The sequence below is a fragment of the Marinobacter sp. CP1 genome, assembly GCF_001266795.1.
Classification (GTDB): Bacteria; Pseudomonadota; Gammaproteobacteria; order Pseudomonadales; family Oleiphilaceae; genus Marinobacter; species Marinobacter flavimaris.
Genome location: NZ_CP011929.1, coordinates 4184595 through 4206469, shown reverse-complemented (window position 1 = coordinate 4206469; position 21875 = coordinate 4184595). Strand labels below are relative to the sequence as shown.

The window sequence follows — 21875 nt, the reverse complement described above, 5'->3', positions numbered from 1 at the left end:
ATCAGCCCCCTTTTACCCAGCCGAGGAGGAAGCTCTCAGCAACTGCCTCGTCGCCTTCCCACCAAACTCGTTCAGCAACAACTTCCGACCGCACGAATCCTGTAGCGCTGGAGTGACTCATGTTGACTTGTTGACCGGACTGCACCGCAACGGCCCTTATGGACGCGCCTTTCAAACGATTAACGAGAGAAACTCTTCCCGTATGCCGAGCCTTGCGTCGCGCTTTGTATTCCGCAGAAATTCCCAGTTCGTTTGATCCGCGCAGGGCGGACGCTTGCTCCTGAACAACCGCGTAACGGTAACCGTTGACTCCATTGCGTCTAGACAGCCCTGCCAACCGGTAAGCCTCAATCTTCCGAAGAACCTCTGCCCTGTGCGCGCGAGCCACTTCATCACGCGCAGCCTCAACAGACTCGATCGGAAGGCTCAAACGAAAATACCCGTTCACAGCATTGCCGGAGGGGTGAGCAACAAACTCTGAATCACCGCCCTGAAAGAAACCCTGCGAGGCACTGTCGGTATAGCGTTCCCCCGACACTGAATATTGGGCGATGCCGTCTTCATCTGTCTGTGTGGATTCCACAAGCTTCTGACTAGTAATCACCACGCCGCCCACAGCCAATAGAAACTGTGCCTGGGCATCACTTCGTGCCCGGGTCTTTGCTTGCGCGACCGAGTCTCCCTGCCCGATTCCCACAAACACCATCCGCTTGCCACCAGGCTCCCGAAATTGAGTTTGTGAGGTCCACGATGGAAGCTCAGCGGACTTCAGGACCGGTGTATCGTTTGCGCTGGCCAAACCAGAGGCCATAAAGAGAAGACTGATCGTGATGAGAAGAACACCTCTGTTCATCATTCGTCCTCCTCGAACCGACGCATATCTTCCAATTCACCGGCACTTCCAACATGAAGCGAATTCATGGGCATGGCGGCCTGGACGAATGCGTTGAAAAAGGTTTTGCCGGTTCGGCTATCCAACCATTGCTCAAATCGAGAATTCTCTACTGTCATTGAGTTCACGGCGTGAAGAGAAAGTTGGTGCGTAATCCGGTTCAGCTCCTGCACCGGGTCTTGTACCCCACTCTGCGTATTAGCTCCGCTTTCAATTCGCTGGACCTTGTCCTCGACCTGGCTCGAAAAATAGTTAGCGATCTGGCGGCGTGCATCATCCATGGCAGCATCTCGTGCGCCTTTTTGCGTGCTGTGCCGATTACTCATCCCGACCACACGGACAGCCTGGTCTGCTGAATCCTGTCTTGCGGCCGGCATCAGTGTCCACGCTGGGCGAGCGCTCTCTCCGTCAGATGTCCAGATAAGCTTGTCGGCGACCACGGGAGGCTCGTAGGTAGTAGTGCAGGCGGTCATAAAAATGACCAGAGAGAGTGTCGCTGAGAGAGGAATAGTCAGTTTGAAATTTACCATTTTGCACCTGTGTCGCAATTGAGGGATCAGCTTCTATTTTCCTCATGAATTGCGATCTGCAACCCGGTAACTTTCAAACTGACAAAGAACTACTCATGTGTATTGGGTGGTCGGGGAGGTTCGCCGGCTCTGCCCATAATTTCCCATAAAAGTCGGATAGCGCTGTCATAATCTCTGGCCGTCGTCGGCGCGAAATCGTGAGCTCTATAAAACTCATGAATCTGCCTTCGGCCAATTTGTTCTGGCGCCCTGCCGCACCACTTAACAAACCGTTCTACACGTTGGAGCTGGCGTTTCCTTGCAACTTTCCCTCCTCGACGGGCATGCTGATGCAGCTTATAAAAGAGTTCTTGATTCATGGCCTGCCTCCAATATAAGAACTCACAACGTCAGTCCTGCCGTGTCCCAGTTCGACTGCAATCACTTTTCGCGCCGCCATGTCGTCCGCTTTCGATGCCTTGCCGCCATTAAGCGGCGGAAGTTCACCGGTAAGATTCTCGTAGCGATCGCATGCGTATCCAGCTCGAAGGTCGTGTAACCCGGTCATCCCATGGGTCTGGAGAATCTCCCGAATATCTCTCAAGTCTCCCTCATAGAACTGGGCCCAAGTTTGATCCTCTGGCACTAAAGAGCGAGCCTCACCTTGAATGAGAGAGGCAAGCTCCAGTGACGCCAACTGTTGTTCGTTATTGATCGGCACTTCCCGTTTTCGACCACCCTTGGTGCCGTGAACGATCGTGACTTTTTTACTTTTCTTCGCTTCCATAAAAGCGGCTTTTGCGTCGATCAGGCTGCTTTCTTTCGATCGCAAACCAAGGTCTCGGGCCAGACTCGTGATCGCGCGTCCTCGTTCACTCATGGCCGCCATTGCCCTGTCGACCAGACCACGGTCTGTCGATGCAGGGGTGTTTTCACGCACGTGGCAGCGCTGAGGTATTTTGCAGGTGTTGGTCGGGCTCACAGACCTCCAACTACCTCTTGTGGCCGCTTGCATAACGGTATTCACGGCAGATACAAGGTTCTGGGCATAGGCTGCAGACAAGTGACCTGCCTCAACCTGGCGAGCTAACGTCTGGCCATAGTCAGTGACAAGACCAACTGTAATTTCCTCAAGTCTTCTCAGCCCCTTGTCTTTAGCGAACTGAGAGAAACGGTTAAATCGATCCGCAATGGTGGCTGCCGTCGAAAAACTGGCATTGCCGTCGGCCACCTCCCGATTCATGGCAAAGCGCCCGGCTTTGGCCATGTCTCGAGTTTTCAAACCAAAATTGTTTCCTCTCATAACTGTTTCCCTGGCTGTTAAGTGATGCGCAGTGCTTCAGGTGCACGCAAACCCTCTGAGAGAAGACGCTTTCAAGGCCGGTGCGTCACGCCTGAATTCTGGTAAGCGGTGCTCTCCATTGCGGAATCGAGTGCTGTGGCGAGGTAAGTCGCGCGCGGTACCGACCCAGTCGTGATAGGACATTGGGTGGTACAGCCCCGGCGTAGGCATTTAGCCCCGCGCTCCAGGTGGCGCGGCTCGAGCAATGGAGAGGGTGGTTAAAACTGAGAAAATTTGGCCTGAAGCCACGTTTTCGTCCAGTTTCGTCCAACGTAGTTGGCGGCTAACCCCGCGCGTAGCGCGGCCTAGCATTACATCGCTCTAAACTGTCTCTGTGTGAAATGATTTTTTAAAAAAACAGTAGAGCTAGTGACAATGCCTCAGTGGCGGCCTTATAAATCAGCCAGAACTATTCCACGTACGGGCAAGTCGAGTCTAAAAATAAACGTCGAGGTTGGTTTGCAACAGCATTGCGACAAAACGCATGCATGCGGCAAAAAAACCGAACGGTAATTCTCCGAAGGGGTTATCAACTCCCTACTGAGAGGCTGAAACCGGGAGGTCCGGTACAGCGGTCTGAAGATGACCCATTGGTGTGAGTCTTTGCGGTACTGCCGATTGGCAGGCGGCTTACCATCTAGTTCGAAGGCATGGCCGCGGCTGATCAAGGCCCAGCTAGCTCTATTCCGCTATGCGTCGCGGACAGACGTGTTTATTGATTCTCAGATAATCGGAGCAACTTCGCAAGTCCTGAAAATGGCGGGGTGCCGCTGTTCTTTTCGGTCTAAACCAAATAAGGCCAGGCTAAGTACGCCAGTGAACCTGTGGGTTCACTGGCGGTATCCTGCTCATCAACTGCGCTGATCATGATTAATGCTGTGAACCTACAGGTTCACTCACGGTACACTCATCAATACATCCGAGTGACCTGCTTTTTGAACCAGTGAACCCACAGGTACACCAGCGGTACACCGTCTAAAAATCAGCTTCATGGTTATGAATCGGGAATGTACCCACAGGTTCACGAGCGGTTCACACGAAATAGGACCTTTACTTAATATCGCTCAAGGCTTCGTCAGACAGGGACTACAATCGGCACCAGGGGGAGGTATTTCGGCATCATGCAAATGCTATTTTCCGCTACGCCGTTTGAAGCAGTTTTTGCAATCGCTCAATTTCCTCTTGTAGTTCCTGCTTGGTCAGAGACTCGGTGTCTTTCGCATAATCGCCTGCATCAAGATCAAACCAATCATCATTAGCAATCAGAGCCTTGGCAACTTTCCTCTGCCCGGGTCTTTCTTCCCTGTTTCGCTCCATGATCTTTGCTCTGAACGTCTCTTTGCCACCAGGCTCTCCGTGATTGATGAAAACGATTGTCCCCTCCTGCCTGCCCTTATAGCCACCAAGTTCGAAAATGTTGTCTAAAAGTTTTTGCTGATCACCATGGCCCGAATAATGAGACGATAAATCGACAACTTCCGCACCTTGCTCAGAGCCTTCCAAGAGGGCCCGCCCGGCAGAACTCCTGGCCTGAAAGCCCGTCAATATAATTGTATTTCTCGGATCATCCCGGAGTATTTGCAGGTACTCGGACGACGGGCCTTGATCACACATTCCGGAACTCGCCAAGATCACATCATATTTCTCAAGATGTTGCCCGAACGATTCCGCTGCCTTCCCTTTTTTTGGGCCGACCGACGAGATCGTAATCGGGCCATACGATACTGTGCGACCATGGTTAAGTGAGGTGTATAACGCTGCAATTTCTGAGGCAGACCACCGAGCCCTGCCCGCCAGCTCCTTATTCAGATACTGATACTTGCCGTTGCCCAAAACCTTTACCAGCTGCTCTCCATATACTCCATTCAATCTGTTGCTGAGAGGGCTATGACATAAAATTCTCAGCTGTTTGCCACCTGCGAGCCTTCGTCTCAAGTTATTATCATCGTTACCGACCACGGTTCGGATGTCGGCAATCAGCTCCTGCATTCGGTGAAAAGCAAAGGTTGGAATCAGTACTTTTCCCCCTTTCTCTGTCACTGTACGAAGTATCGTATCCGAGAGCAGCGATGTGCGGGTCTTCCAGCATTTAGATCCCCGCAATCTATCCCCGTAGGTCGCTTCAGTAACAATGTATTCGGCATTCGGGTATGGCGAGTGATCCGGCTTGAGAAGCGGTAAATATGGGTTCTCGTCGGTTTGACATCCTAGATCGCCAGAGAAATGAATACTGGCAAAGTCCTCAGGTTTATCGCCTGTCGATTTGGCCCACGATACCGAGATCGAACACCCTCCGAGCACATGGGAGCCTCGATTAAACGTCGCAATAAGGTCGTCGCCGAGGGTTAACTTCCGGCCCCAACTGAACTGACCGTCATCAATCGTATGCCAATGGATACTGTCCACATCATCCTGGGAATATAACCCCGATATTTTTGCTGCATCAGCCAACAGTTCCTTGGCGACATCCCGCGTCGCCTGAGTGCAATAAACCCATCCCTTAAAGCCTTCGGCGACCAATTTGGGTATCAAGCCACAGTGGTCGAGATGGGCATGAGTCAGGAGCACATATTGAATCTCAGATGGATCAAATGGGAATGGCTTACGATTAGACCACTCAACATGGTGAGGCCCTCCCTGGTATATGCCGCAATCAACTAAAAATTGAGTATCTGATCCTGTATGCCAGAGCCAACTACAGGAACCGGTAACACCTCGGATTGCCCCGATGAATTTAATTTTCAGCATGACTTACCCCCTCTCAGAGAATTTCGGCGCCTGGGATATAGCCACCTGCGAGGGCTATATTCTCTTTAATGGACGTTTCAGGAAGCTCCTCCATGCCCAACCAATCTCTGAGATCGTTCAAGTGTTCGATAACGTGCCTACCCGAGATTTTCGGTATTAGTATTGTTCGTTCAGCGAGATGCAAGTCATTGGCAATAAATGGTCCGTGATCGGTGCCTAGCTCTATGACTAGGGCGTAGTTACAGTCCTGATTCAGAAACAACTCCACCCGATAGGTCGTCCAGTAATCAAGGTTCCAATTAACCCCCTTTACACTGCTGGGAACCTCCAGATTTCTTTGCCGCTCAAAGGTTGGGGATAAAACCTGGTGAGGATGTTTAAGCGGGATCCGGAAAACACCGGCTTCCGTGAATGGCTGACCAATCTTGGGGGAGTTAAATCGACCTTGCTCTTGCCATACACTATCTCCGGTAATAACAAATTCCTTATTTTCAACGAAAGCTTTACGTCTGGGAGGCTTCGCCAATGAAATTGGTTCCTTGAGGCCAGCGGCCCGATAGTGCTTTTCGTCCTGCAAGGAGAGAAAAGCGGCACCAAGGGCAGCAAGATCCAGCCCGTTAATGTCTTGGAATGCTAGACCATATTTGTCTGCGTGATCTTTTAATCCATGATCACTGGGGGGTTCCGGCCGCCCGATCGGAAAGGCAAGTTCAGCAACCTGATCGATATCGTAAAATGTTGATGCTCTGAAATAGTCTTGAAGGTGTTTAGCAGAAGCCTTCTCCCTACAGAGCCGTTGATGTCCAATGCGAATCGCCTCCAGCCATTCCGTGAACTCTGGGCTCAAGAGAAACTGCTCAACCTTTTCGAGCGTCTGGCTTGCTTGCCGTGGGGTCAGAACGGGCGGTATTCCTGAGAAGTCTTCCCGATCAGGCTTAATGATATGACCAGCTAATTCTTGGAGGAAGCCTGGGGCCGTGAGTGCAACCAAAATGGTTTCCAGGTGTCGTTTTCGGGAGATTTCCTGCTCACACTGGAGAAAATCGGAGATGGACTCAGAGGTTTCGGCCTCCACATATCGGCCTCGTTTACCTCTTGGCTGGCCATATCTTTTGATCAGCTTCTCCCGCTTGTCACCACCGAGTTTCCATTCTCCGCTGAGGCCTTCAGAAATCCTAGCTGGTGCAACTCCCAATTCAGTTGCCAGACGCCCCTTTGTCAGGCGGGTTGTCGAATCCAGTGCATGCCGCAGTAGCTGTTCGGTCTCAGTGGCCGTATATCGAACTTGCGATGTCATTTTGTGCTCCTTTCCGTTGCTCGTTTCAGTATTAGCAACTCTATCAGGAGCGAATTACGTTTTTTTCGTAATTTCGCGGAATTTTTTCCACAACGCGCCAATGTTGATGAAGAGTGGCAGCGTGACCACATTCGAACACTCTGCCGGGTTGCAAAACGAGGCGCAAAAACTGTCGTTTTGTTGCGAACAAGCGGATTTTTTATCGGATATCTTAGTTATGTAGGGCTCAGGGCCCTTCAACCATAAAGTGTTACTTTCCTTAGTAATCCGAGAAAGGATCAAGCAATGACCGATTCAATCGATGAAATCCAAAAAAAGCACCCGCCGACCGAGCAGGAAATCAAGGAAAACCCGGGAGTTTCCTTCATGGCGCTAGTAATCTGGACTGCGCTCCGCAAGTGGGACTTTGAAAACTTCATCACTCCCCGAAGCGTTCGGAAAAACCTTGGCCTTACGCCCAAAGTGCAGAAGGAGGCTTTTGAGGAACTTTCTCAGGCTGGGCTTTTGGTTCATCACCGGGTCCAGGTCTATGACAACCGGGTTGAGAACTGGGTGATGGTTTTCGACAAGCCGCTCGATCGCCTCTAATGTGAATAGCTAACCAGAGAAGAGGGCTGAATGCCGCCGATATTGACTGTCACGCGGCATCACCCCTCAATCCCATCTCAGATCTTCCCCTCAGTGCGTATCAGCATACCGAGCGCCCTAAATTTCTCAATTTTTCACTCGGGGCTATTTCAATATTCTAATGGCATGGGTATCCACTCGCAGCTCGGCAAACCGAACCTCTGCGAACATTTAGGATTTTGAAAATGCGGATTCCAATTCCTCAAAAAAGATTTTTGAAGCCATGTTCTGGCTCATTAGACGCCACGTTGATTTTGCCAAAGTAGCGGGACTGCCAGTGAGGAAACTCCTTTTCAAAATATTTCGAAACGTATTTCGAATCCACTTCCTTGATACTCACCATGAAATCCAACTTTTTATAAAAGTGCTCTATTTTGGAGATTTTTTGCCACTCCTCCGTCGGCAAACTTTTATGAAGATTGCTCCATGAGGGCACTTCGACCTCAGCCAAGGCTTTTCTCAGAGCTCGCCCGGCATCGTTACGGATTTGAATAAAGTCAGGTGACGTGTACTCCTGAATCAGATCCAATGCCCTGTTTTTCCTCTCACGATTGGTCTCATGAATTACAATCAGCGCAGCAGATAGTCCAGCACCAATTGCCGCACCCAGCAAGGCCGCACCGACATTTCCAGTCAACGCCCCAAGGATGGCACTGAAAACGCTGGTGATAGTTACAGCTTCCATAGTAAATACCTGATATACACACCGATTTAGAAGATTTCGCTTATTGCTATTCTTTGGGTTGTCGACTCAATGTCGCCATCACTTGTCGTCGCTTTCGCCTGAGAACCATTCACTCATCGGTCCGTAGCCAAAAATGAAAGCCAACTTGCGAGCCCTGGTAACACTCACATAGACCAAAGCCCTTTCCTCGTTCTCCCGCTGCCGCTGCGTTACCGCGTCCGCAGCTGAGTTGAGAACATAATCCAATGGCACAAGCCCCTTATTCGCTGAAGCCAGGAACACAGCATCAAACTCGAGACCTTTCACGCGGTGCATGGTTGCAAGATTCAGAGTGCCTTCCGGCGTAGCAACATAGCGGCCATCCAATACCTGACAAATCTGTTGCCGGCTTTCCAACGCGCTTCTCAGTTCATTCACTTCCTTTCGGGTGCGGGCAATCACGCAGCAGGCTTCGGGGGCAAGATCGTTGTCTCGAATGGCTGCCAATATAGTGTCGGCCTGCGCCGGCATTGAATCAAAGCACCGAATGTCTGGTGACGGGCCGTGCATCAGGGAGTGGTAGAAAGACTGCGTGTCTTCGCCGCCGTCGAGATCATCCACGGTCACGCCTTCCAGAATGCTGACCGCCAGCTTCCTGGTTTCATCTGTGGTCCGGTAGTTAACCTTCAGACGGGCGCTACGACCACGAATATCAATGCCGCACTGGCCCAACACGACTTTGTTCTTGCCATAAATTCTCTGATGGCCGTCACCAACAATGAACAGGTCATTAGGGCCTGGTGGTACAAGAGCTCGAATCAGCATGAAGGCCTGGGTGCCCATATCCTGAGCCTCATCCACAATGACTGCCGCCAGATCAGGGCGCAGCTCCGGTTTGCCATTAATCAGCATACGGGCATCGCGGTAGGCATCATCCGTCTCTTTCAGGTAGTTACTGGCCAAAAGATGACGATAGCGCTCGAATACCGGCCAGATTTCCACCCGTTGCTGGCGATTCAACCGTGTACCACGACCAATCCGCGAAGCCTTCTTATATTCATCTACGCTGCGCACTGATTGGGGCTGGACCAACCTCGCCCATTCTTCCTGGAAAAATGCCATACCCAGATCAATACTGGCGGGCTTCTCTGAGTAAGCCTCTTCCCATAGTTTCTTCTCTTCCCGGCTATCCAATAACAAACCGTAGTCGTAGCCCTGCTTTTTCAGGAAGTTCATCACCCAGGCATCAAGATTCTGCACCTCGATACGAGCCAGCGCCTCCTGGCTACAGATCTTGTTCAGGTTCTGCTGGATGTCAGCCGCCAGGTTCTTGGTGAAGGTCGTGAACAGTATCTTCCCATCGCTTTCTTCCAAATGGTTGGCAAGCCATTTAGCCCGATGCATAGCCACTACGGTTTTACCGGTACCCGCACCGCCAAGCACGCGAACCGGGCCGTTTTTCTTGCCCTCTGCCAGTCGGCGCTGGGCCGGGTGCAGGAACACCCGCCACTTCTCAATCGACTGGTTCAGCACCTCCTGCAGAGCTTGCTCGTTTTCGGCCACCGTAAAGACAGCCTGCGATTCGGGGCGTGTCAGCGCTGCTGTGAAGTTTTCAGTATCCACCGTCTCCGGGGCCGCCGGAACCACTTCGTTATAGGCTTCCTCATAACTGGCACCGGCCATTATCATGAACAGGCCGTCGTGAACGTCTTTCGGAATCTTCTCTTCAGTCAGCGCGGTTTCCAGGTCCGCCTCAATTTTCATAGTACGAACCAGGGGCAACGCCTCTTCTGGAACGCCCAGCTGCAACAGTTGCCGATCCCTGATGGCATCAAACAAGCCGGGCCGTGATGTCCCTCGCGGTTCTTCCCCTGCCGGCTCAAGAACACTCTCTTCAACCGTAAATACCTGAACGCTGCCAGTGTTTGGGTTGATCTCGATCTTACGCTTCTCTGCCCATTTATAAGCTGGTTCGTGGTGGTCCACATAGAGCATTAGATACAGATCTTCCTTCTCCGCCGCCGCCAGAATAATCCGTACATCCTGATTTGCCCGGATAGAGCGGACCTTATTGTCCTTGAAAGCGGGCAGCTTCTCGTAGTTGAGGCTGGTATGGTTGCGATCCTGCTGAAATAACATGACCGCTTTATTGGCCTGACTTTGCTCCTTCGGTGTCAACTTGAGGAGGCTTTCAAAATACTTGTCAGAAAACGCAACACTCGCCATCTCAGGCTCCTGATTCCAATTCATTCAAGGCATCAACCAACTCGTCCACCGAGGAGCAGATACGCCACCCATCCGCTTCAAGATAAGGCCTGGCAGCCACCTGGTCGTCCATATCATCCATCAACAAAGCCACTTTTGCGCTGGCAAACAACAGTTCGGCTTCGCCTACCACTTCGTCCAGTTCACCCGCAGTTACGGGCTCTGCAACCAACACCTCCGCCGGCCAGGCCACATCTTGCTCTTCAAACCTTTCCCGCAACTCATCCTCGAGCTGGTCAAACCAGGGCGGAACCTGGTCTGGCTTAACGTCGGGCTTCCCATATTGGCCCGTGTTTTTCGTCCAGAGCAGACCCGCCGCAATACCGCTGTTTTTCGAGTCTGGGGTCCACGCGTAGAACGCGGGCAGGAACTGCAGGAAGTTCACAGCTGTCCAGAACCGTTGCCATTGGTAACGGGCCTGGTCTTCACTGCCTTTTTGCAGGGTGTAGCTAGCAGAGATCAGAGCCTTGCCCAGATCAAAGGTTTTGAGTAATTCCGGTCCGGCCAGCAGGCTCAGGGTAATCTTCGCTGCGGCGTTGTCATCGGTTAGCTCAACCGATCCTGCCAATGCAGTAGGATGAGGCGCCAGGTCAGTGAAGCTTGCTGGCAGGCCGTTCAAGCTATCTAACACGGTAGTTTTAACGTCGGCGTCTGCCAAAGACCGGGCCGGCAGACATTGCAGCATGAAAAACAGCGCCTGCTGCTGCAGCAACGCATTATCCTGCTCGGTCAAGAAGTGCATCAGCAAGTCAAAGGTGGTTTTATTGAGGTGCTGAGCGGTGTTATTCAATCCAGCCACCTTGGAGAGACCCGCAATGGCCTGATGATTCTGTTCCGCAGAGGTCATGCCGAGCGGTAAGGGCACATCCATGGCCTTGTCGCCCATAACCTTGTTGACGTCGTACCAATTCAGCGCCCAAACCACAAAGCCGGCACGCATCAGAGCCTGGCGCTTGAGCAAGTCTTCGCTGGCTTTCTCGCCATGAAACTTATAGCCATCGAGGAAAACCGCCACAGGCAGCAAACCTTTACGTGCCGGCCAAAGCACAAAATCCGGTTTGCTGGCAAACTGCACGCCTTCCGCCATACCCAGATTCACCTGCGGTTCGATCTCATAGGCGAGATCGCCAATGGTCAGCCGGTAACCGCTTTTACCCCGGATAATGTCCTTGCCGACTCGCACCTTGTGGTTGCCCACACAGTCTTCACCAGAGAACCGTGCCAGCGCCTCCGGGAAGCGCGCTTCAAGCTCACTGTCTATCCAGGGGTTACCACCCAGCGCGCTCAAACCTTGTTTGTCTTGCACCCACTGATGGTTACCGTCGACAATATCTTTAAGCATTTCCAGCGCCAGCTCCTTACTGGTGCTTTCCATGCCATAGGCATTGCGATACTCCAACAGGCAGCGATAACAACCGTCCATAGTGTTGTCGTAACAGTCACAGGCATCCATTACGTCGTAGGCCATGCGGAACACCGACTGCATGTTCTCCGCCCGGCTCAGCAGCTCATGCAGGTAGCCGGTACCACCAGGCACGGAGTCGTACACCACAATAAAGTGCCTACGCTCATCGGTCTCGCCCACTGGCTCGCTCTGATAGGCTACCCGCAAGTGGTCTACCTTGCCGCCAAACCGTCTTTTCAAGCCCAGCTGCAAGGCCGCTACAAACGAATTCACCTGCTCTTCAGTACCGCCCGTAGACAGCCTCGGCAGCAGAATCCGCAGAGCTTCAGACGAAAACTGGCGGTACAGGTACAGGCAATTCTCCAGGCCCGTGTCTTCTTTGCCGTTCGACAGTTTCTTTGGGCCACGGGCGTAACTGCATGATTTGAGGTGAGCAGCCTCTTTCTTGCCATTGGCTGCAGCTTTGGATTGCACCGAGCCACACTCCCGGCAGATAGGGAAACCAGCTCGCTGGATGTGCTCTCCGGCCACATCGAAGTACATCTCCTCCCCTTCGCGGCGGCCAAAGTTCACTTCCAGAAACTTGGCGGAGCGGATGAACTCGAAGCCGAAGGGCTTTTCGTTATCGTCCAGCACCCAGGTAATCGGTACATCGGAAGGTTTGAAGTCAATCAGCATCTGCTTGTTGAAGAATACAGGCTCCCGGTCATCGGAGCGGTCGTCCAGAATCGCATCCCTGGCGTTGGTGAACGCGTAGACCTGCGTCATCTTCAGCATTTTGGTACGGGCGCTTTCATCGCCCCATTGGTTCGTATGGCAGCGAGGGCAGGTTTTATCGCTGAAGCCCGAAGTGGGGTCATCGGCGGGCGCGGAATAATGGCACCGGGGGCAAAATCGCCAGTCCTGAATGTTGCGGCCCTTCGAGGTTTCCACCCGGGTTATCTTCACTTTGCGGTTGCCTGCGTAGAACACCGACTCCGGTGCCAACTCCGTCAGCGCAGCCTGAGCGGGGCGCTGGTATTCGTATTCCCGCTTTACGAATTCATGCTCTGCGCCATCGCCTCCCGCACCTTTCTCAGAGCGGAAGATTACCGAATGCAGGGTCGCTCCTTCTTCCGGGAAGGCGTAGTTAGGCAGCAGCCCTTCGTCGGTAAAGAAATTCAGGGTTTCACGCTTATTCAGGCGAACGCGCATCCCACGGTAGCCCGCGGCTTCGCGCTCCAACTCCAGAATTTCAGCCTGGGTGTGTTCGTCCTGAGGTTGCTTGCGCAGTTTATCCAGCTGCTTGTCCAGGTCTTTGATGGTGATGGCCATGCGGTTGCGTTCATCGGCCACCAGCTTGAGCCGGCCGATGAGATACAGCTCCAACCGGTCCTCATCGTATTGCGGCCCACCAAACAAATATTGCCGCAGCAGCTCCAGATCTTCCCCACTTAGTTCAGTGGCCACATGGCTACTGAATCCGTCCCATATTTGCTGCATATTCTGTTTCAGGAAATTCAGCATGGTGTAGGGGAATCGATCTTCCTGGGCCTTTTCTACTGCATCCAATACCGGCTGCATGGTATGGGGCACCTGATTGTCCCCCTTTGCCCAACGGGTCCAGCAGTCCATGGAGTAAGCCAGCAACTGGCGTCGCAGCACATGGCGGGCCTTCAGGAACACCGCCGGCGGCTCAACCGGCGTATCCAGCATCCGGCCTGGATCGGCGTAAAACACCAGATCGTGTGGGCGACCATTGGCCACCGTCAAGACGAAGGAATTGCCATCCCGGCGCCCCCCCGGCCCACGCGCTGCAGGTAATTCGCCTGGGCCGGCGGTACGGAACACAGCAAAACGCTGGAAAGATCACCAATATCGATACCCATTTCCAGCGTAGGCGTTGCCGACAGTAGATTGTATTCCCAGGGCTTCTCACCCTTGATAAAGCTGTTCTCTACGCGAACCCGCTCGCTGGCCGCCAGCAAACCCGTATGTTCATGGGCGATTACCCGATGTATTTCACCATGGCGGTACAGGTTGCCATACAGGGTGTTACGCACAGGAACGACATTCTCATACAGCAGCTCGGGACCAGCGGCACTGATCATCGGCAACCCCAGCCAGTTGCGGGCCTTGTCGGCGGACACGTGCACAGGACGGTAGCCTTCGCACTCCACGGCCCGAACGTCGGTGACAATGGTCAACAGCTCTGGGTTCAGCGCCCAGAGTTTAACGCCACGTTCATTGGTTTCGGCCTGCACCATGCCCACATCCGCCAGCGCATCAAGAGCGGCAGCGAGAACCTGCTCCATTTGCTTGCGGTCCACGAGGGTGTCCGGGTTCAGGCAGATGAGCCAGTTTTCGTACCAGGACTTCGAGGCATTATTATGACTCAGCGGCTCATAGCCTTCAGCCTTGGCCGCAGCAGGGTACCGAGGCCGCGGGGAAGACGGGCCCAATGGCGGGGCGTAATCCAGAAATTTGAGCAGGTAGCTCTTGCCGGATTTGTCGCGGTAATACGCCAGGTCCTTCAGTCCGAACGCGCCCAGATTCACCAGATGCTGAACCAGCCCGGTCATCAGGCCCGCAGCCGCCTCGCTATCAATGCGATAGCCCAGCGTGTTGTCTACCGTTTCCCGCCAGGCCAGCGCTGCACGGGCAACCGACTCTGCCGGCCAGTCCAACGCCGCAATGCCCAGACGATTCAGTGAACGCCCAACCTGAGCTCGCCAGCCCAGGTCTTCCAGTGTCTGCCACAACATCCGCCCGCGAATCAGCTTGAGCATCCTGGCCGCATCGCGAACCTCGCCAGTCGTTTCGAAATACTCGAAATCCGCAGTGAAGCGCTTGTCCGGCGGCATGAATTCACGCAGGTAACGGGGCAACCCAAGACGACCCGATCCATCTCCCTGATTCAGCCAATACCGCTCAAACAGATCAGGTAACTGCAACAACGGTAACGGCTCGGACTGATTTTCCAGTAACTGGGTGAGCGCCATACGCACATTATTCTGCCAGGTACGGGCGGCAAAGAAACCCGCGCGATGGGTAGCATCCTGAACCGAATCACTGAAGGTCAGCAGCTTGCGGTCATCATTGTCGCGGCTGCTGAACAACTGGTGAATGGCCACGGCACTCAAGCTGGCTGCGCGGGCACCGAACACCACCAAAGCGGATTTGGCGGCACAGTAGGGACAATCGTGCTCATGGATATTCTTATTGGTATTGTCCCGTTTGACCTCCTTCAACTGATGAGGTTTGCTCACCCGCACCAACGCTTCATTGCCCGCCTGGCAGCCCTTACAGGGGCCTGTATAATCCGCGGCGGCCGTGCGGCCACATTCACGACACAGCCGGAAATTATCCAGGTGCATCCCCGCTGGCGAAACACCCTCGCCCTGCTGCCAAGGCAATAAGAGTGCGGTTTCCTCGTGGTTACCAAAAAACGCGCTGTAGATACTCTGAAGTTCGGTTTCCACCACCTGGTCAGAAACGTGGCTCATTTCCATGCGAGTTAACCAGGCGGTGCCATGGCACTCCCGGCACTGCACCAGCGGCAAACGCACCTGCCGTTGGTCCTTCGGTGGTTTGTCGTCCCCAAAAGCCAACAGCGGGGGCAGAACGTCTGCGCGACCGTTTTCAGGCGCTTCGTCCGTCACAAGGTTTTGCGGTTGCGGCTCCCGCAAGGTGCCTACAATCCGCCGTAGCTCCCGGGACCAAAGCTGCAAACGCAACTGCACAAACGGCCGCCCTAATTCGTCTCGGGCATGGGAAAGCAGCGCTAACAACGCAATCAATGCCTGCTCTGGCTGGCGCTGAAACTTCGGTGGTATCTGGAACGCCAGCTTATCCACCAGTTCCCGAAAGCGCGGCGTACCCTGCCCCAGTTTGAGCTGACGCAGCAGGTTTGCCAGCTGACCATGCTGCTTGAGATCCTTGCCCAGCTGAATCCGTCCTTCTTTGGCATCCAGCGGTATTTCAGGTTCTTTACTGAAATACAGGTCGTAGGCCTTCAGAAGATAGGCCTGCAGCCCCTCATTCAGGGCAAGCGAGAGATGCTCAGGCCCCACTTCTTTGTTCAGCCCGAGAAACGCCAGGTTATCGAGAAACTCTGAATCATTTTGCCGCTGCTCGGCAATGACCGAGTCCCGGCGAAACGGGCTGGAAAAGATGTCGGACGCATAGCTCAGCAAACCCGTAATACTGTCATCGCCACCGAGGGTGGCAGAAGTTCCCACGCACACCAACTGCTCCGGCGTCATCTCAAACCGGGCCCGCAACCGTCGAATCAGCAGCGACAGATCCGTACCCTGGGCGCCATCAAAGGTATGCAGCTCGTCCACCACCAGATACCGAAGGGTATCCGGCCCGTTGTAGGCCCACAGCTTCTGGTCCTGCGGGCGCATGAGCAGGTAATCGAGCATTTTATAGTTGGTGAGCAACACATCCGGTGGGTTGTTGCGCAGGGTTTCCTTGTCAGTAATGACCTGATCCGGGCCCATGGCCTTGGTGCCCTGGCCATCTCCGCCAACGAACAACCCCACCCGAAGCCCTTTCAGCGCAGGCTGGCGATAAATTTCTTTGGCGAAACGCTTCGCCTGGTCTGTGGCCAGCGCATTCATGGGATAAATCACAATGGCCTTGATACCGGCGCCTGCCTCTCGGTGGCAGTGATCCAGAACCGGGTACATGAAACACTCGGTTTTACCCGAACCGGTGCCCGTGGCCACCAAAGTATTCGCAGCCCGCCGATCAGACGCTAATCGTTGCCAGGACTGCTCTTGATGGGCAAAAGGCGGATGCTCGGTTTCAAACCCCTTGAAGAAATCCCGGCCAGCTTTGCCGCGCATAAAGGGCAAGCCCACTGAAACGTAGGGCCCTTTGAGGAATGCTTCCCCGTCCTGCTGTTCTTCTACCAGACGACGGAATTCCCCTTTAAACGGGTCGGTTTCCGTTTCATAGCCGGTGACAATGAACTCGCGCAGGGCGGCCGATACTTCGCTGGCCAACAAGCCGGGGATCATGGGCTTTCCTTATGTCATTGTTTTTGGTTATCAGGAAATTGTTTGGTGGGTAGAATCAAGCGGGGCATCCGCAGCCTCTCGCATTGGCTCATTAGGTATTCACGCCAATAAGGCCAAACATGGTAGCTCGCATTCTGAAGTGCAAAGGCGTCAATCGCATCCTGCTCCAGGCGTTCATCCATTAAGTATTCGGCTACATAATCTGCTTCAACGAAAGCCCTGATCTGGGGTGCATCCTTTCCAACTTCCGATTCACTAATCCAGCGAACACCGAAACCCAGCACGATACGCAGGAGATACCGGTCGGGTTTGTCCGTTTCTAGAATCTCCGAGCGCCGGGCTAGATGCATTGTCTGAACTTTCAAACCTTCAAGGGCATGGGCAGCTTTAGGATTGAACTCCTCACCGTGGCGAGCCTCAGAAGCAACAAGATAAACATCCGAGATGGCAAGGTGATTTATGGCCCGCTGCAATTTTTCATCTGTCATCAGCCATACCTCTCTTCACCAGAAATAAGGTGTGACGTGGCAGCATGATATTCATCGTTGGCGCCATCCGATGCTTCCGGGATCTCGATTGTCTGCCATTCGATGTTCTCTGTCCCCCTCACCACGGACAATGAAGGAACCCCTTTTGGTACCTCTTGGCCTGACAACTTGCAAAGATGACGAAACGCTTCAGGAAGAGCGTCCACCACCCTTAGCAACTTATCCATAGCTGCAGACTGAGTAATGTCATCAGATTCATACTTTGAAAACGCCGTCGGGCCGCCGCCAAATACCAGGGCTGCCTCAGACTGTTTCAACTGCAGGCGTTCCCGCAATGCCCGCACTTCCGCTCCGGTTAAAAGGCCATCAACCTGCTTTCGGAAGGCAATCATTAGCCGCTTGTTTTTCAGAGATAAAGCGGCATCAGCTTGCTCGCTGCCGCAGACATTACATTCCTCGTAAAAGAAACGGACAGAACCGTTAACCCCTTTGTACTCAGTTTCATTACGCCCTTCCCTGATGGTCAGTACGCCCTCTTCACAGATCGGGCAAACCTTGTTTTCCATATAAACATCCTCAGCTGCTGGTATGGCAAGAAACTACCAACAAGAGCTTCCCGCTCTTGTTCAAAGCAAACTTTACATAGTACTGAATATCAAGCGATTTGAAGGCAGCCTCAATCCACTCTGCCTGAGTGACTGTGTACGCATCACACGCAGCCCATGGGCCGCCTGGTTTTTGCTGACACCACTGTGAATTCAAAAACCTCCCGCTACGGAGCGCATTCCTAATCAGCTTAATTACACCGTCATGGTCGAGCTCAAGATTCTGGACATCTTTCTGACAGTCATTGGTCCACAGAGTTATCGCTCCAATGCTGCGCCTGTCCAGTAAATCGAGAACTTCGTCGGGAGGATAAAGGGGTTCCTTCCCGATGATCCCACCGTTTTCCCTGGTTGGCGTCCCAGTGAAACGGCTGACAACTTTATCATTTACCATAATGGTAAGTCCATTTCCCAAAATTTCAATTTTTTGAGTTAGGCAGCGTGCTATCCAGTGCGACTTCCAGCAACTTCGGCAACTCAACTACTTCCTCAAGAGAAAACAGTCGCCAACCCTTAGCAGCCAACATCGCCCGCTGTGGCGCGCGTTCCGAAGAGACCCAAACAGCAACCCGCTGATCATCCCAGACAAACTCAAACTCCCCGGCTACCTCTCCGCTGTCCATCTGAATTTCAGCTCCACACTCCGGCACGGGCAGATCACTCTTAATAATGTGATTAACCACAGGGATGGCAGTGTCCTCCACCTGCTGCGCCCATTCAGGAAGACCGTAATGAAGATCACCAAGGACCTTGCGGGCTGCGTAGACACGGAAGCTTTCGGCGTCATCGAATACCTGGAAGCCAGCATTCGTGGCCAACTTGAACAAACCCATTTCCTCATTGAGAATCAGAGCAACTGGATCTGACAGACCTTCCTGCAAACCCTCTGGCCAAGCCAAGTCGAGGAAAGCTTTCAGTTCTCCAGTGTCTGAATCTCTTAGCTCGAATTCTTTTTCGCCCGCCGGCAAGCCCCGCTCGCTGACCCATTCATTAACGTCATCCAGCTGTTTTTCCTCCTCCGCATCGGCGATGCCACCCGGTGCAGACTCGCCTTGCTCTATCGCCTCATAGGCGACTGAACTGTCATCCGAAGGCAGGTTATACAAGGTGTCGAGGAATGCATTTGCCGCCGCAGCCAGCAAAGCCTGACGCTGACGAAGAAACTCCGGGTAGTTTTCTGGCTTCCACAATTCAGGGTCCTGTGGAATCCACTGACTGGCAAGAGCCCCGGGATGCTGGCTCTCGACCTCGGAAAAATACTCATGGGGCGGGCGGTTACTGATCTGCAGGTTGCTGTTTTTGGTCAGGAAACAAAAGTTACCCAAAGCGTTAATGGCTTTCTTGTTGTCGTGGCCACTCTTCTTTAGGAAATCCCGCGGGAAGATATGATGCACCTCCAAAGATGTGTTCTTACCAAGAAGTCCCTTCTTGAGCGGTAGGCCGGAACCCCAGTCCTGAGCTTCGCCAACACGAGTCAACATGTAGAGAATGGAGTAGAACCGGTTACCGCGGCTCCAGCCCGTGAAGTGCTCCGGTCTGATCCGCAGGTTACCCCGCCAAAGCTGCAACTCACGAATAAGTGCATCAAGCCCTGCCTCTGGTCCCACATCCAGCAGAATATTGAGATCTCGGGAAAGCACACTCTCGGTGGAGCCGGAATAACGGCCCCAGATCGCCGTTTGCACATACCAGAACAAGATCTTGTTCTGGGTTTCGTGGTCTTGGGCGGCACCACCGGCCTCGTCCAGAAATCGGGCCAGAATGGGTATGGCAAAATGTCCGGTCAGGACCTGCTGGTGGTCCAGCCCCAGTCGAGCACCAATCAGATCCAGGATGGTATTGATATGATTGATGGAGCGCTGCAGCGCACTGTTGAATGTAGAGGCATCCAGCTCGTGAAGAGCCGAAAAGCGCGCATCGCCAGTAGCAATTGTTGTTACACTTCGCAGCAACCAATCCAGCGTGAAACCGAAGCCTGAATCATTCCAGTGATCCAGCGCTTTGCGCATGCGAGAACGGGCGTCTGGCTCTACCGAGCAAATGCGGGCCAGCGCCAAGTCACCCTTTGAGAGCTTCCGGCCACCACTATTCACTCGGTTGAAGATATCCACCACCACATCTAACGTCATTTCTGGTCCAGACACATCTTCAATGTGGACATCTATCTCACGAACATCACGCAACCGGTTTAATCGATTGCCGCAGTGAGTCGTGCGCTTGAAATCCTGAGTGCACTCCTGAATTTCCTCAAGAATGTTATCCACGCCCTCCTTCATAAGCCGAGTGACATCTACCCAAAGGGGGTTGCCCTGCATTTTGGAGGCCATATAAAACGAGAACTCTTCGGTTTCTACATGAAAGTACAACCCCCTGAACGCGTTAGCATCTCCATCAAAAAAAGCGGGAGGTTGTCCTTTAATGATGCCGTATAGCGAAGTCATCCTCTGCTGACCATCCAACAACATTTTTACCTGCTGGCCGGATGCGAGCGCACTTGTTCCCCTCCCCTGTGCCTGGGAGGAATCCGTAATCCACGCAAGCAGGCTGCCCACCGGGTAGCGCTTATATAAAGAGCGAACCAAGCCACGCACCTGATCCCGATTCCAAACGTAGCCGCGCTGGAACTCTGGCAATGCTATTTGGCCAATTTCAATCTGATCCAGGAGCGTGGAGATCTTCATGCCTTTCCTTACTTAAAGTTACTTTGAAAGTGATTGATCGTTCGCTTTTAGTTAAAACACCTATCGCACTACTTATGCGTCACGATCACGTAATTATCGATGCAACATCTCGCTTGAAATCGGCTCTTGCACCCAACCGGACAAGATCCAGGCTTTTATTCCGTTCGCCAATTTGTAACAGGCTCGAAACAGGGCTGTCTGCGCTCTTGGTTAGACAATCAACGTGACCCAAAACAATTACCGCGTCTCTGGCCCGTGAGAGAGCGACATTTAATCGGTGCTTATCGAGTAAGAATTGCACCCTCCCAGAGCTCCTGGTCATCATCAGTATGACGATATTTGCCTCGCCACCCTGAACGGCATCAACCGTCGTTACTTCAAGATCCAGTTCATAACCGCTGCGATCAATCTCATCCTTAACAGCTTTCCGCTGTGCTTCATAAGGACAAACGACAAGGATACTAAGACTCTTGAACTTGCCTGTTTTTGACATTCTGGCGAGTAGCGTATGAACGGCAGCTCGCTCAGTCCGATTCTCGATCGACTGAGAGACATTACTTTTGCGGTGCCGATAATTCGAAACTTTGCTGAAATCGACAAAAGTCATTCGGCGACGAGTGAGGTCCCATCCTTCATCGCTCCTGGCAGAATCAAGGTGGCCGTCATAGAACATTTCACTGACAACATCACCAATGTCTTTGTGCATCCGAAACTGTGTCGTTAGCATCCCTTTTCCATCGGCGGGAAGCTGTTCAAAAATCTCATGGAACATATTTCGGCGCAGCAGTTCCTCGACCTCAGTCATTGACAAGCGATAACCGATATCTAAATCCAGAACATCTGTCGTGACAGTTGGCGGAAGCTGATTATGGTCGCCAACCAACACAACTTTTTTAGCAACCGAAGCAGGAATCAAAAGCTCAGCACCAAACGCTTTGCCAGCTTCATCGATGATTGCAATGTCAAAGGTGCGACGCCATAAACCATAGTCCGCTCGCGCCATGCCCGTGCAGGTCGCAGCGTGAAGATGCTTGGATCCCAAAAGCCATTTAGCAGCAGACTCTCGGCCTTCACGAGTTGTTAATAGTTTTTCCCATCTTTGCAAAGAAACATCGGCTTGACTCTGGTTGCCCCGCTCAGGGTCCAATACCGACAACAAACGCTCATGCCAAACTGGCTCCAGATCAGTTCCCTGGACTTTCTCATTGTTACCATATCGAACAACCTCGTCTCGTAGCTTAGGAATCTGTTCCAAAAGGTCAGAGACGAGTTTGGTCACCGCAACGTGGGTCGGGGCAGTGATTAGGATGCTAGGGGTCTGCGCGGCAGAAGTATTTTGAGCAAGT

14 protein-coding genes are annotated in these 21875 nt (G+C 53.0%); 1 reads left to right on the top strand and 13 read right to left on the bottom strand.

Going from position 1 to position 21875, the window contains the following annotated elements; genetic code table 11:
* Position 1 precedes the first annotated feature (1 nt).
* The 5 genes from ACP86_RS19345 to ACP86_RS19325 form a co-directional block, all read right to left on the bottom strand.
* On the bottom strand, positions 2-856 hold the full coding sequence (locus ACP86_RS19345) for a hypothetical protein (RefSeq protein WP_053115122.1): 855 nt from the start codon (positions 854-856) through the stop codon (positions 2-4).
* Positions 853-1422, bottom strand: coding sequence for a hypothetical protein (locus ACP86_RS19340; protein ID WP_053115121.1), 570 nt, complete (start codon positions 1420-1422; stop codon positions 853-855). The genes ACP86_RS19345 and ACP86_RS19340 overlap by 4 nt, the downstream gene beginning before the upstream one ends.
* Before the next feature lie 355 nt (positions 1423-1777).
* Positions 1778-2704 (bottom strand): integrase domain-containing protein, encoded by a 927-nt coding sequence (locus tag ACP86_RS19335; protein ID WP_053115120.1) that lies wholly within the window; start codon positions 2702-2704, stop codon positions 1778-1780.
* 1179 nt (positions 2705-3883) lie between these two features.
* Positions 3884-5491 (bottom strand): MBL fold metallo-hydrolase, encoded by a 1608-nt coding sequence (locus ACP86_RS19330; RefSeq protein ID WP_053115119.1) that lies wholly within the window; start codon positions 5489-5491, stop codon positions 3884-3886.
* A 13-nt stretch (positions 5492-5504) separates the two neighbouring features.
* Complete coding sequence (locus ACP86_RS19325; RefSeq protein ID WP_053115118.1) at positions 5505-6788, bottom strand: hypothetical protein; 1284 nt, start codon at positions 6786-6788, stop codon at positions 5505-5507.
* A 285-nt stretch (positions 6789-7073) separates the two neighbouring features.
* On the opposite strand from ACP86_RS19325, the gene ACP86_RS19320 reads away from it, so the two are divergent.
* Positions 7074-7376, top strand: coding sequence for a hypothetical protein (locus tag ACP86_RS19320; protein ID WP_053115117.1), 303 nt, complete (start codon positions 7074-7076; stop codon positions 7374-7376).
* Positions 7377-7617: 241 nt separating this feature from the next.
* Here the strand turns inward: ACP86_RS19320 and ACP86_RS19315 are convergent, their stop codons facing one another.
* The 8 genes from ACP86_RS19315 to ACP86_RS19275 form a co-directional block, all read right to left on the bottom strand.
* A complete protein-coding gene (locus tag ACP86_RS19315; protein WP_053115116.1) occupies positions 7618-8100 on the bottom strand; it encodes a hypothetical protein in 483 nt (160 codons plus the stop codon).
* 78 nt (positions 8101-8178) lie between these two features.
* The gene (locus tag ACP86_RS19310; RefSeq protein WP_053115115.1) at positions 8179-10305 is read right to left on the bottom strand and encodes a UvrD-helicase domain-containing protein; all 2127 of its coding nucleotides are present in this window, start codon (positions 10303-10305) and stop codon (positions 8179-8181) included.
* A 1-nt stretch (position 10306) separates the two neighbouring features.
* Positions 10307-13495, bottom strand: a complete 3189-nt coding sequence (locus tag ACP86_RS19305; RefSeq protein WP_053115114.1) for a DUF1998 domain-containing protein — start codon at positions 13493-13495, stop codon at positions 10307-10309.
* Between the two features lie 2 nt (positions 13496-13497).
* On the bottom strand, positions 13498-16755 hold the full coding sequence (locus tag ACP86_RS19300) for a DEAD/DEAH box helicase (protein WP_053115113.1): 3258 nt from the start codon (positions 16753-16755) through the stop codon (positions 13498-13500).
* Positions 16756-16769: 14 nt separating this feature from the next.
* Positions 16770-17243, bottom strand: coding sequence for a hypothetical protein (locus ACP86_RS19295; protein WP_053115112.1), 474 nt, complete (start codon positions 17241-17243; stop codon positions 16770-16772).
* Positions 17243-17809, bottom strand: coding sequence for a type II toxin-antitoxin system MqsA family antitoxin (locus tag ACP86_RS19290; RefSeq protein ID WP_053115111.1), 567 nt, complete (start codon positions 17807-17809; stop codon positions 17243-17245). Before ACP86_RS19290 ends, ACP86_RS19295 begins: the two co-directional genes overlap by 1 nt.
* Before the next feature lie 458 nt (positions 17810-18267).
* Positions 18268-20529 (bottom strand): DUF262 domain-containing protein, encoded by a 2262-nt coding sequence (locus ACP86_RS19280; protein ID WP_053115110.1) that lies wholly within the window; start codon positions 20527-20529, stop codon positions 18268-18270.
* Positions 20530-20614: 85 nt separating this feature from the next.
* Positions 20615-21808 (bottom strand): DEAD/DEAH box helicase, encoded by a 1194-nt coding sequence (locus ACP86_RS19275; protein ID WP_053115109.1) that lies wholly within the window; start codon positions 21806-21808, stop codon positions 20615-20617.
* Between the last annotated feature and the right edge of the window lie 67 nt (positions 21809-21875).

Bases quoted from the DNA above. Each gene is read 5' to 3' on its own strand.
- ACP86_RS19300 (WP_053115113.1), bottom strand. From the start codon at position 16,755: ATGATCCCCGGCTTGTTGGCCAGCGAAGTATCGGCCGCCCTGCGCGAG.
- ACP86_RS19310 (WP_053115115.1), bottom strand. From the start codon at position 10,305: ATGGCGAGTGTTGCGTTTTCTGACAAGTATTTTGAAAGCCTCCTCAAG.
- ACP86_RS19335 (WP_053115120.1), bottom strand. From the start codon at position 2,704: ATGAGAGGAAACAATTTTGGTTTGAAAACTCGAGACATGGCCAAAGCC.
- ACP86_RS19280 (WP_053115110.1), bottom strand. From the start codon at position 20,529: ATGAAGATCTCCACGCTCCTGGATCAGATTGAAATTGGCCAAATAGCA.
- ACP86_RS19295 (WP_053115112.1), bottom strand. From the start codon at position 17,243: ATGACAGATGAAAAATTGCAGCGGGCCATAAATCACCTTGCCATCTCG.
- ACP86_RS19325 (WP_053115118.1), bottom strand. From the start codon at position 6,788: ATGACATCGCAAGTTCGATATACGGCCACTGAGACCGAACAGCTACTG.
- ACP86_RS19340 (WP_053115121.1), bottom strand. From the start codon at position 1,422: ATGGTAAATTTCAAACTGACTATTCCTCTCTCAGCGACACTCTCTCTG.
- ACP86_RS19315 (WP_053115116.1), bottom strand. From the start codon at position 8,100: ATGGAAGCTGTAACTATCACCAGCGTTTTCAGTGCCATCCTTGGGGCG.
- ACP86_RS19290 (WP_053115111.1), bottom strand. From the start codon at position 17,809: ATGGAAAACAAGGTTTGCCCGATCTGTGAAGAGGGCGTACTGACCATC.
- ACP86_RS19330 (WP_053115119.1), bottom strand. From the start codon at position 5,491: ATGCTGAAAATTAAATTCATCGGGGCAATCCGAGGTGTTACCGGTTCC.
- ACP86_RS19320 (WP_053115117.1), top strand. From the start codon at position 7,074: ATGACCGATTCAATCGATGAAATCCAAAAAAAGCACCCGCCGACCGAG.
- ACP86_RS19345 (WP_053115122.1), bottom strand. From the start codon at position 856: ATGATGAACAGAGGTGTTCTTCTCATCACGATCAGTCTTCTCTTTATG.